At 39.1% G+C, this 12,103-nt stretch carries 12 protein-coding genes; all 12 read left to right on the forward strand.

Annotated elements, in window-relative coordinates; genetic code table 11:
• The first annotated feature begins 27 nt into the window (after positions 1–27).
• The 12 genes from ACSV5T_RS06855 (at position 28) to dut (ending at position 11,962) form a co-directional block, all read left to right on the forward strand.
• The gene (locus tag ACSV5T_RS06855; protein ID WP_438320612.1) at positions 28–1,047 is read left to right on the forward strand and encodes a glycosyltransferase family 9 protein; all 1,020 of its coding nucleotides are present in this window, start codon (positions 28–30) and stop codon (positions 1,045–1,047) included.
• A complete protein-coding gene (locus tag ACSV5T_RS06860) occupies positions 1,047–2,087 on the forward strand; it encodes a glycosyltransferase family 9 protein (protein ID WP_438320614.1) in 1,041 nt (346 codons plus the stop codon). Before ACSV5T_RS06855 ends, ACSV5T_RS06860 begins: the two co-directional genes overlap by 1 nt.
• Before the next feature lie 4 nt (positions 2,088–2,091).
• Positions 2,092–3,075, forward strand: coding sequence for an exonuclease domain-containing protein (locus ACSV5T_RS06865; RefSeq protein ID WP_438320615.1), 984 nt, complete (start codon positions 2,092–2,094; stop codon positions 3,073–3,075).
• Positions 3,076–3,145: 70 nt separating this feature from the next.
• Positions 3,146–4,537 (forward strand): aminopeptidase, encoded by a 1,392-nt coding sequence (locus tag ACSV5T_RS06870; RefSeq protein ID WP_438320617.1) that lies wholly within the window; start codon positions 3,146–3,148, stop codon positions 4,535–4,537.
• Positions 4,538–4,587: 50 nt separating this feature from the next.
• Positions 4,588–4,965: a hypothetical protein gene (locus tag ACSV5T_RS06875; RefSeq protein WP_295825029.1), complete on the forward strand. Its 378-nt coding sequence runs from the start codon at positions 4,588–4,590 to the stop codon at positions 4,963–4,965.
• 131 nt (positions 4,966–5,096) lie between these two features.
• Positions 5,097–6,074, forward strand: a complete 978-nt coding sequence (locus ACSV5T_RS06880; RefSeq protein ID WP_438320618.1) for an ABC transporter substrate-binding protein — start codon at positions 5,097–5,099, stop codon at positions 6,072–6,074.
• A 23-nt stretch (positions 6,075–6,097) separates the two neighbouring features.
• On the forward strand, positions 6,098–7,078 hold the full coding sequence (locus tag ACSV5T_RS06885; protein WP_178885117.1) for an ABC transporter substrate-binding protein: 981 nt from the start codon (positions 6,098–6,100) through the stop codon (positions 7,076–7,078).
• A gap of 11 nt (positions 7,079–7,089) precedes the next feature.
• The gene (locus tag ACSV5T_RS06890; protein WP_438320620.1) at positions 7,090–7,962 is read left to right on the forward strand and encodes an ABC transporter permease; all 873 of its coding nucleotides are present in this window, start codon (positions 7,090–7,092) and stop codon (positions 7,960–7,962) included.
• 10 nt (positions 7,963–7,972) lie between these two features.
• Positions 7,973–8,770 (forward strand): ABC transporter ATP-binding protein, encoded by a 798-nt coding sequence (locus ACSV5T_RS06895; RefSeq protein ID WP_295825027.1) that lies wholly within the window; start codon positions 7,973–7,975, stop codon positions 8,768–8,770.
• Positions 8,771–8,934: 164 nt separating this feature from the next.
• Positions 8,935–9,201, forward strand: coding sequence for a 30S ribosomal protein S15 (gene rpsO / locus ACSV5T_RS06900; RefSeq protein WP_005386879.1), 267 nt, complete (start codon positions 8,935–8,937; stop codon positions 9,199–9,201).
• 231 nt (positions 9,202–9,432) lie between these two features.
• Positions 9,433–11,502, forward strand: a complete 2,070-nt coding sequence (locus tag ACSV5T_RS06905) for a polyribonucleotide nucleotidyltransferase (protein ID WP_438320622.1) — start codon at positions 9,433–9,435, stop codon at positions 11,500–11,502.
• Positions 11,503–11,512: 10 nt separating this feature from the next.
• A complete protein-coding gene (gene dut / locus ACSV5T_RS06910) occupies positions 11,513–11,962 on the forward strand; it encodes a dUTP diphosphatase (RefSeq protein ID WP_005386875.1) in 450 nt (149 codons plus the stop codon).
• Positions 11,963–12,103: the final 141 nt, after the last annotated feature.

Below are 12,103 nucleotides of genomic sequence, written 5' to 3' on the forward strand. Positions count from 1 at the left end.
TTGTGGTGTTGTATCTTGGGAGGCTATATGAAAGACTACAAGAACATACTCATCATTAAGATGAGTTCCTTAGGTGATGTGATTCATGCATTACCTACCTTGTATGCAGTGCGTAAAAATTGGCCTAATGCGCATATTACCTGGGCTATTCATGAGCAATTTGCTAGCCTTCTGCCTGGTACACCATGGGTGGATGATGTCATCATTATCGACAAGAAACAACTTAAAAAACCTGCCTATCTATGGCAATTACGTAAGGAGTTACATAGTCGTCACTTTGATATGACATTGGACTTACAATGTATTGCGAAGAGCGCCATTGTATCTTTACTATCTGGGGCTCCTGATAAATATGGTTATTGGGAGCTTCGGGAAGGTAGTAATTTAGTCAATAAAGCACTAGTAGGTGAGCATAAATACGACCATGTCATTGAACGCTATTTAGATACTGTTCGAGCCCTCGGTGGTGACGTAGATAGTATAGAATTTCCTATGCCTGCCTACGTAGATGCTGAGAAGTCCGTAAAAGAGAAGTTAGCCTGTCATGGCGTTGACGAAGATTATATAGTTGTTGTACCTGGTGCTCGCTGGATTATTAAGGAATGGCCTCTCCTTAACTTTGGAGAGCTATGTATCCGTTTATGTGAGTCTGGTAAAAAAGTTATTATTGCCGGGGCTCCTGATGATGCAGAAAAAGGAGCTTTCATAGAAAACTATGTAAAAAATAAGAATCTTGTCAATTTAGTAGGATCTACATCTATGCCAGAATTGATTGAATTGATTCGACATTGTGAAATTTTTATCAGTGCTGATACGGGGCCTTTGCATATTGCAAATGCTCTTAAGCGCCCTTTGATTGCACTATTTGGAACCACATCTCCGAAACGAACTGGTCCATACGGAGGCAGTCATGTACATCTGATTATTTCACCCACATCAAAGGCTACGCCTGAGCAGCCGCTCGTAGATGATCCGGATTGTATGGCTCAAATTCCAGTAGATGCAGTATGGTCAGTATATGAACAAGTACTTGGAAAGGAACTGTAATGGAACTCGATTATAAACGCATTGTGGTCACCTTTCTTATGCACTTAGGTGATGTTATTTTAACGACTCCATTCTTAGAGGTGCTACGTAAAGCGGCTCCACATAGTCATATTACATATGTAATAGATGAAAAACTGCAACAAGTGATGCAATATAATCCAAATATTGATGAACTTATCGTTGTAGATAAAAAGGGGCGTCATAATAGTATTTCTGGGCTCAATGAGATAGCTCGAGAGATTAATGCAAAGGGTAAACCTGATATCGTTATCAATTTACATCCTAATGAACGTACTTCCTATTTAGCCTGGAAGATTCATGCGCCCATTACGACTGGTATGAGTCATTTTTTATTTAGACCGTTTATGACAAAGTATACCCGTCTAGACCGTAAAACTCGCCACGCTGCAGATATGTACATCAATGTACTAGAACAATTAGGTGTAACGGATATTTCTAACTCTGGTTTACATATTGAAACTTGTGAGGCATGGCGCCGTGAGGCTCAGGAGTTCTATGCTAGTCATGGTTTAACAGATAGTGATACGCTCATCGGTTTTAATATTGGTAGTGCTGTTCCTGAGAAACGCTGGCCTGCTGAACGATTTGCCCATGTAGCTGATTATTTCGGTCATTTAGGGTATAAAACAGTATTCTTTGGCGGCCCTATGGATCTCGAAATGGTGCAACCTGTAGTAGAACAAATGGAAACGAAACCGATTGTGGCTACCGGAAAATTCCAGTTAGGACCGTTGGCGGCGGCAATGAGCCGCTGTAATCTATTGATTACAAATGACTCTGGTCCTATGCATGTGGCCATCAGCCAAAAGGTGCCAATTGTGGCGCTTTACGGTCCATCAAACCCATTCTTTTATGGTCCGTACCAAGCTCATGCTATCGTTCTTGAAACGATGGACTCCTATGAGGTTGGTAAAAGCATGAAGAAGATTATTAAAGAAGGAAATTACAAAGGTTTGTCCGTAATTTTTGAAGAACAGGTCATTAAAGCAGCGGAAACGTTGCTTTCAGAATCGAAATAAACATATGAACTATATTGTATTTGATTTAGAGTGGAATCAGCCCTATAGCAATGATATTAGCTTTATGAAGCGCACAAAAATGCCGTTAACAGGGGAAATCATTCAAATCGGAGCGGTAAAACTGAATGAAAAGATGGACATTGTAGATCATTTTACAATGTTCATCAAACCACAATACCTGCCACGGATGCATAAACATGTCCGTGAATTAACTGGTATTACATCTCGAGAGCTCGATCATGGTGTACCATTTAAGACTGCTATGCAGTACTTTCAAAACTGGTGTGGTGATGAGTATATGCTGTTATCTTGGGGTTCTGATGACATTCTCATATTGCGTGAAAACCTGATGCTTCATAGGATGAAAGCTCTATCTTATGATCAATGGGTTGATGCACAGATGATTTACTCCTATCAACGATATGGTACAAGTCAACAGTATTCTGTAGCGCATGCCATGGAGGATCTTAATATATCTACCGAGCATTTATCAGCTCATAATGCGTTACATGATGCTGTGTTTACGGCACATATATGTCAAAAATTAGATATACCACAAGGTATTTTACATTATGATCAAATTCGAAAGGAAAGCAGTAATCCTTTCTTATATCCACCGATTTTGACATTTTTTATGTATGAAAACTTCCCTGAGAAGAAACGTATCGTTCATGATAGACGGGTTCGATTATCGTTTTGTCCATATTGTCAGACACGGTTAGAAATGACTAGGCCTGAACGATTACAAGGGGACAAGCATCTCGCCATCGGCGTTTGTCCGAAACACGGCGATTTTGCAGTGCAACTTAAAGTTGGAAAATATACGATTAAGTCCGGTAGTACAAAATTCTACGTTACAAAGGTATTAACCCATTGTACGGACGAAATTCGTTCTCTATATACTCAGAAGTCTGAAATCAATCGAGAAAAAGAGCGAAAATATTTAGAATTTCGCAAGGCGGAACTTGAAAAGGACCGCCAAAAATAATGATGTTAATACAGGTTCACAATGATAGAGCCGTAACGGTTAAACTGTGAGCTTATAGAAAGGATAGATTATGGAACGTAAATATGCTTGGCATAATTATAATGATGCCACAATGGAAAAGGTATATGCCTTAAGTGATACATATCGTCAATTTTTAGATAATGGTAAAACAGAACGTGAATGCGTTGTACAAGCTGTTGAATTTGCAGAAGCTAAAGGATATGTAAACTTAAAAGATATTATTAAATCCAATACACCAATTAAAGCAGGTGACAAGATTTATTACACACATATGGATAAATCCATTGCTTTGTTTAACATTGGTACCGATGATATTGAATTTGGTATGAATATTTTAGGTGCTCATATTGACTCTCCACGTATCGATGTAAAGCAAAACCCACAATATGAAGATAGTAATTTAGTATTTTGGGATACCCATTATTATGGGGGCATTAAGAAATACCATTGGGTTGCCATGCCTCTCGCTATTCATGGCGTAGTAGTTAAAACAGATGGTACACGTATCAACATTAATATTGGCGATAAGGAAAATGATCCTGTATTCTGCATTACAGATTTGTTACCTCATTTGGGACAAGAACAAATGCAAAAGAATGCAGCGAAGGTAATTGAAGGGGAGGCCCTCGATTTACTTATTGGTAGCCGTCCTGTAAAAGATGAAGAAAAAGAAGGGGTTACTAAATTTATTAATAACCTTCTTGAAAAAGAATATGGCTTTGTAGAACGTGATTTATTATCTGCAGAACTCGAGATCGTACCAGCAGGCAAGGCTCGTGATATGGGCTTTGACCGTTCTATGGTTATGGCTTATGGTCAAGATGATCGCGTTTGTGCGTACACATCTTTAGTGGCTATGCTTGAAGTAGACAATGTAAAACGTACAACTTGTTGTTTGCTTGTAGATAAAGAGGAAATTGGTTCTGTGGGAGCTACAGGTATGCAATCTCGCTTCTTTGAAAATGCAGTAGCAGAAGTGCTTACCCTAATGGGCAAACCTAATTCTGTAAGTGTACGACGTACATTGGGAAATTCTCGTATGTTATCTTCCGATGTTAGTGCCGGTTATGACCCGCTATATGCATCTGCTTTCGAAAAGAAAAATGCATCTTACCTAGGTATGGGTGTTGTGTTCAATAAATTTACTGGTTCTCGTGGTAAATCTGGTTCCAATGATGCGAATGCTGAATATATGGGCTTTATTCGTCGTGTCATGGAATCTAACAATGTAACATATCAAACTGCAGAGCTTGGTAAGGTTGACCTTGGCGGTGGTGGTACCATTGCGTATATCATGGCCTTATACGGTATGAATGTTATCGACTGTGGCGTAGCCGTGCTTAGCATGCATGCTCCATGGGAGGTTACATCCAAAGCCGATATTTACGAGGCTAAACGATGCTACGTTGCATTCTTAAATGCAGCAGATGAATCAATCTAAATTTATGGGGCTTTCACCAATGGTGAAAGTCCATTCTATGTGAGGTATATATGAAGCAAACAGATTTAGGTGCAGCTATAGAGGCAGCTAAGGGAGAGGCTACAGAGGTTAAGACGGTAAAGGTCGATATCTTTGATATTCCTGAAACAAAGGCAGAAGAGTATATTGCTAATCGTGAAGAGGTGGCAGAAGCTGCAGCACAGGTAATGAAACCTTATTGTGTAATGGTAAAACGTGAAACATTAGATCCTGAAGAAGGGGAAGCTGTTGTTGGGTATTATGTAACAGGTGAAATTTTAATGTGTGTCATCCTTGACCCATTTGAAGTTCCTGTTATGAAGGTCGCTCTCGATAAAGGGACGCTTAAAGATTATATTTTAGCGGCTAATGAGCTAACAGAAGACATGTTAGCATCACTTGAAAAATAAGAGGATTTCACATTTTTATGTGTCCTATAAATGGACAAATGTAAAATACTTTAATCTGCTACATTGATGTAGTAAAGAAATTTGTTTATAATAGATGTATTATAGTCATTGCAGATAGGAAGGAAATCCCCATGAATTTAAAAAAAGGTATTGCCCTAGCGCTCACGGCGGCAGCATTGATGGCATTCACAGGCTGTGGCTCCAATGGAACAACATCTAATGGTGAATACAAGGTTGGCGTAGTACAACTGGTAGAACATCCTGCACTAGATGCAGCAAACAAAGGTTTTGTTGATGCTTTAAAAGAAAAGGGCTTAGCTGATAAAATCACCTTTGACCAACAAAATGCACAAGCAGATCAATCTAATTTGAACAGCATTGCACAGCGTTTTGTATCTGATCGTAAAAACTTAATTTTAGCCATTGCAACACCAGCAGCTCAATCTATGGCAAATGCAACTCACGATATTCCAATCTTGGGTACTGCAATTACTGATTATGAAGCAGCTAAACTTGTTAAATCTAATGAACATCCAGGTGGTAATGTATCTGGTACATCCGATATGAACCCAGTAGAACAACAAGTTGATTTAATTTTAAAAGTATTACCAAATGCTAAGACAATTGGTACTATTTATAGCTCTAGTGAAGTAAACTCTCAAATTCAAGTCGAGAAAATGAAAGCGTATGCAGCTACAAAAGGTATCAAGGTTGAAGAGGTTACCGTTTCTAATGTAAACGATATTCAACAAGCAGCACAAAATCTTGTATCTCAACATGTAGATGCAATTTATGTACCAACAGATAATGTTGTAGCTTCTGCGATGAGCAATCTTGTAGCGATTACCGACCCAGCAAAAATTCCTGTATTTGGCGGCGAAGATAACCACGTAAAAGGTGGTGCTGTAATGTCCTTGTCCGTAGATTACTACAAACTTGGATACCAAACAGGTTTAATGGCAGCTAAAATTTTAACTGGTGAAGCTAAAGTTGAAGATATGCCTATTGAAATGCAAAAAGAATTTAAATTAGTTGTAAGTAAAGATAAATTACAAAAATTGGGCATCACATTACCAGAAGAATTGATGAACAAAGCAACTATGATTTAATACACACTGGTAAGGAGTTACATATGAACTGGAAAAAAGGTATTGCAGTAGCACTTAGTGCTATCTCTATTATGGCTATGGTAGCTGGTTGCGGTTCCAACACAGCAACTAATGATCAAAAGAAAATCGGCGTTATTCAATTGGTAGAACATCCATCCCTTGATGCTGCTAATAAAGGCTTTGTTGATGGCCTTGCATCTAAAGGTTATAAAGATGGAGAGAACATCAAATTAGACCAACAAAATGCTCAAGCTGATCAATCTAATTTGAATAGTATTGCTCAACGATTCGTATCTGATAAAAAGGATTTAGTATTAGCCATTGCAACGCCAGCAGCTCAAACTATGGCAAATGCATCTCATGATATTCCTATCATGGGTACTGCTATTACAGACTACGTTACAGCAAAACTCGTTCAATCTAACGAACATCCAGGTGGCAATGTATCTGGTACATCTGATATGACACCTGTAGAAAAAGAGGTTGACCTTATTATTGCATTAGTACCAAATGTAAAACGTATTGGTGCAATTTACACATCTTCTGAAATCAACTCCCAACTTCAAGTTGAAAAAATGAAAGCTTATGCAGCTACTAAAGGTATCACTGTTGTAGAAGCAACTGTTTCTAACGTAAATGATATCCAACAAGCCGCTACAAATCTTGTAAACCAAGATGTACAAGCTATTTATACACCAACTGATAATGTATTGGCATCTGCTATGGCTAACTTAGCTCAAATTACTGATGCTGCTAAAATTCCAGTATTTGCTGCCGATGAAGGTATGACAATGACTGGTGGTGTGGCAACATATTCTGTTGACTACTATAAATTAGGTTATCAAACTGGTTTAATGGCTGCCAAAGTGCTTTCTGGTGAAGCTAAAATTTCTGATTTAGCCATTGAAACACAAAAGGATATTAAGTTAACTGTTAACGAAGAACGTGCTAAAAAATTAGGTATCACAATTCCTGAAGCACTTCGTAAAGATATGAAACAATAGAGGAGATTTTGATGTTAGATTTAGTGGTAGGCACCATAACAACAGGCCTTTTATGGTCTTTGTTAGCGGTTGGTGTTTTCATCACCTTCCGTGTATTAGATGTGGCTGACTTAACCGTAGAAGGTACGTTTCCAATGGGGGCGGCCATTTCTGCAATTTTAATTACTAGTGGTATGAACCCAATTCTATCTATCTTGATTGCCGGCATTGGCGGTATGGCTGCAGGTGCTGTGACAGGATGGATTCATACTAAATTGAAGATCCCTGCATTGCTAGCTGGTATCTTAACAATGATTGCTTTATACTCCATTAATCTTCATATTATGGGGAAAGCTAACGTGTCCTTGCTTCGTATGGATACAATTTATACAATTATCGGTAGTGTACTTCACACAGGAAACATGTGGTCTGCAGCTATCGTAGGTATCATCGTAGCTGTTGTAGTTTGCTTATTACTATTCTGGTTCTTCGGTACAGAAATTGGTACAGCATTACGTGCTACAGGTGTTAACCCTCAAATGATTCGTGCTCAAGGTGTAAATACTGACAATATGATCGTTCTTGGTCTTTTGATTTCCAATGGTTTTGTTGGTATGTCTGGTGCATTGATTGGTCAATTCCAAGGCTTTGCCGACGTAGGTATGGGTATTGGTACTATTGTAATCGGCTTGGCTTCCGTAATTATCGGTGAGGTAGTATTTGGTACAAAATCCTTCGTACGTAGCCTCATTGCTGTAGTACTTGGTTCTATCGTATATCGTATCGTTATTGCGGCTGTACTCTATATGGGGATGCCACCAAACGATTTGAAATTATTCACTGCTATTCTTGTTGCCATCGCGCTTTCCTTGCCTACATTAAAAGCAAAATGGTTGGCTCGTTAAGGAGGACACTATGTTAGAAGTAAAAAATATGGTAAAAACCTTCTTTAAGGGCACAATCAATGAAAAAACTGCTCTTCAAGGTATTGATCTTCGATTAGAAGAAGGCGATTTCTGTACTGTAATTGGTGGTAATGGTGCTGGTAAAAGTACGTTGCTAAACTCCATCGCTGGTGTGTTCCCAGTTGATGAAGGCTCCATTACTATTAATGATATTGATGTTACAAAAATGCCAGAATACAAACGTGCTAAATACATTGGCCGTGTATTCCAAGACCCTATGGTTGGTACGGCCGGTAATATGCAAATTGAGGAAAACTTGATCCTTGCTATGCGCCGTGGTAAAAACTTAGGTCTTAAATGGGCTTTCAAAGATAGTGAACAAGCATTCTTTAAAGAACGCCTTGCATTATTAGGTTTAGGCCTTGAAGACCGTTTGTCTGCTCGTATGGGCTTATTATCTGGTGGTCAACGCCAATCTATTACATTATTGATGGCTACTATGCTCCGTCCTGACCTTTTATTGCTAGACGAACATACAGCGGCTCTTGACCCTAAGACTGCAGAAAATGTTTTGCAATTAACAGATAAACTCGTGTCAGAACATAATTTGACAACTCTTATGATTACTCATAATATGCGTGATGCATTGCGCTTTGGTAATCGCCTCATCATGATGGATGCTGGTCGCATTATTTATGATGTAAAAGGGGAAGAAAAGAAAAAATTAACAGTTGCTGATTTATTACAAAAATTTGAAGTAGCTGGTGAAGGTGCATTAAGTGACCGTATGATGCTTGGTGCAAAATAATAGAAGAGGGCTGTGGCCCTCTTTTATTTATGACATATCTTTACAAGTTACGGAACATACTGTATACTAAATAAGGTCGTAAGACATATCGTAAGCGAAGTATTCGAATCTCCAACGGTTACTTAAGCTTATCGGGATTATTTATTTTTTAGGAGGTAACATTAATGTTAACTACAGAAGCTAAATTAGCAGTAATTAAAGAATACGCTACTCATGAAGGTGACACTGGTTCTCCAGAAGTACAAGTTGCGATTTTGACAAGCCGCATCCAATACTTAACAGATCACTTGAAAGAACACAAAAAAGACCATCATTCCCGTCGTGGTTTGTTGAAATTGGTTGGTCAACGCCGTAACATGCTTGACTACCTTCGTCGTAAAGATATCGAACGTTACCGTTCCCTTATCGAACGTCTTGGTCTTCGTAAATAATAAAACTAGCCGTCCCATAGGACGGCTTTTTTTATTTGATTTCTCTATGTTATAATAACGATAGGCAAAGGGAAACGAATGCCGATAATCTATTGTGGCAACACGAAAAAAGGACAGAGCGGCAACTCTGTCCTTTTTATTGTGCTAATTGCTATAATAATTAGCTTATTTTTTCTTGATGATATATAATAAGAAGGTATACATATAAGAAGATTTTTAGGAGGAATAGGAATGGAACAATTCCAAATGGACCTAGCTGGTCGTACGCTTACGATCGAGACTGGGGAACTTGCAAAACAAGCTGGCGGTGCTGTAATGGTTGGTTATGGCGATACTCGTGTACTCGTTACCGCTACAGGTTCTAAAGAGGCGAAGGATATCGATTTCTTCCCACTTACAGTAGACTATGAAGAAAAAATGTATGCTGTTGGTCGTTTACCAGGTGGCTTTATTAAACGTGAAGCACGTCCACCTGAATCTGCGATTTTGAATAGCCGTTTGATTGACCGTCCTATTCGTCCATTATTTGATAAAGGTGTACGCAATGAAGTACATGTAGTGGCAACTGTTATGTCCGTTGATCAAGATTGTGATCCTGCAATCTGTGGTATGATTGGTGCATCTGCAGCATTGTCTATTTCTGATATTCCTTGGAATGGTCCTATTGCAGGTGTTCGCATGGGCCGTATCAATGGTGAATTTGTTGTTAATCCAACAAAAGAACAATTGGAAGCAACAGACCTTAATATCGTTGTAGCTGGTACAAAAGATGCTATCCTCATGGTTGAAGGTGGTGCTCAAGAGGTTCCAGAAGAAACTATTCTTGAAGTTATCATGGCAGCTCATGAAGAAATCAAAAAAATCGTAGCTTTCCAAGAAGACATGAAAGCTAAAGTAGGCAAGGAAAAACGCGTATTTGAAAGTAAAGACGTGCCTGCTGAAATCGCTGATGCAGTTCGTACCTATGGTCATGATAAACTTGATGCAGCAGTTCGTTGTGCAGATAAACAACAACGTGATGCACAAGAAAGCGAAGTACGTACTGATGTATTAGCTCACTTTGAAGAAATTTACCCAGATAACTTGGCGGATGTAAATAAAGCATTTGATGCAATGACAAAAGAAATCGTTCGTCATATGATTACTGTTGAAAAAATTCGTCCAGACGGCCGTAAACTTGATGAAGTACGTCCTATCTCTTGTCGTACAGGTGTATTACCTCGTACACATGGTTCTGGCTTATTTACACGTGGTCAAACTCAAGTATTGAACGTAGCCACTGTAGCCCCATTGTCTGAAACTCAAACAATTGATGGCATTGGTTTAGAAACAGAAAAACGTTATATTCACCACTATAATTTCCCATCCTTCTCCGTAGGTGAAACTCGTTCCTCCCGCGGTCCTGGCCGTCGTGAAATTGGTCATGGTGCGTTGGCTGAACGTGCATTGGTACCTGTTATTCCTAGTGAAGAAGAATTCCCATATGCATTGCGTCTTGTATCTGAAGTATTGGAATCCAATGGCTCTAGCTCCATGGCATCCGTATGTGGTTCCACATTATCCTTGATGGATGCTGGTGTACCTATTAAAGCTCCAGTAGCTGGTATCGCAATGGGTCTTGTAACACAAGGTGAACACTACACAATCTTAACAGATATTCAAGGTATGGAAGATGCTCTTGGCGATATGGACTTCAAGGTTGCTGGTACAGCAAAAGGCGTAACTGCTATTCAAATGGATATCAAGATTTCCGGCTTGTCCCGTGAAATCCTTCATGAAGCATTAGAACAAGCTCATAAAGGTCGTATGCATATTATGGGGATCATGCTTGATACAATTGCTGAACCACGTCAACAAATGTCTCAATACGCTCCACGTATCATTACAATGAAAATTGATCCAGATAAGATTCGCGATGTAATCGGTTCTGGCGGTAAAGTAATTCGTGGTATCATCGATGAAACAGGTGCAAAAATTGACATCGAAGATGATGGTACAGTATTCATTGCTTCTGTAGACCAAGAAGGTGCTGCTAAAGCTCAACAAATCATTGAAAACCTTACTAAAGAGGTTGAAGTAGGGGAAGTATACCTTGGTAAAGTAACTCGTTTGATGGCATTTGGTGCTTTCGTAGAGGTATTACCGGGTAAAGAAGGTCTTGTACACATTTCCAAACTTGCAAAAGAACGCGTTGAAAATGTAGAAGATGTAGTAAATGTAGGTGATGAGATTATGGTAAAAGTTATCGAAATCGATAAACAAGGCCGTATCAACTTGTCCCGTAAAGATTGTTTAAAATAAGAGGTGTTACATGGATATTCGTGGCTTTGAAGTAGTTTCTGCTTTTGAAGAACAAGATATCAATTTACCAACCCGTAAAACAACAGAAAGCGCAGGTTACGATATTGAATGCGCTGAAGCTGTTACATTAGAACCAGGTCAAGTAGTACTCGTTCCAACAGGTCTTAAAGCTTTCATGGCGTATGACGAATATCTTGCTATTCATATCCGTTCTAGCATGGCTATTAAACGCCATCTTGCACTTGTGAATAGTACTGGTATCATCGATAGCGATTACTACAATAATGAGGAGAATGAAGGTCATATCATGATCGCCCTCCTAAACTTTGGCAAAGAAACCGTTACCCTTGAAAAAGGCGAACGCGTTGCGCAAGGTATATTCTCTAAATACCTACTCACAAACGATGACGATGCAACAGGTGTCCGTACAGGTGGTATCGGTAGCACTGGCACAATGTAAACTACATACAATTCTGAACAGAATGGTGAAAGCCGCTCAACTGATGTTGGGCGGCTTTTTATAATTTGTACGCCGAATAGGCATGACTAAACCCCCAGTTAAACTGGGGGTCGGTAAAAAATTCTTAGAGAAAAGGAAAGA

The sequence above is a fragment of the Veillonella sp. ZSJB6 genome (assembly GCF_051549505.1).
In the GTDB taxonomy this organism is placed as follows: Bacteria; Bacillota; Negativicutes; order Veillonellales; family Veillonellaceae; genus Veillonella.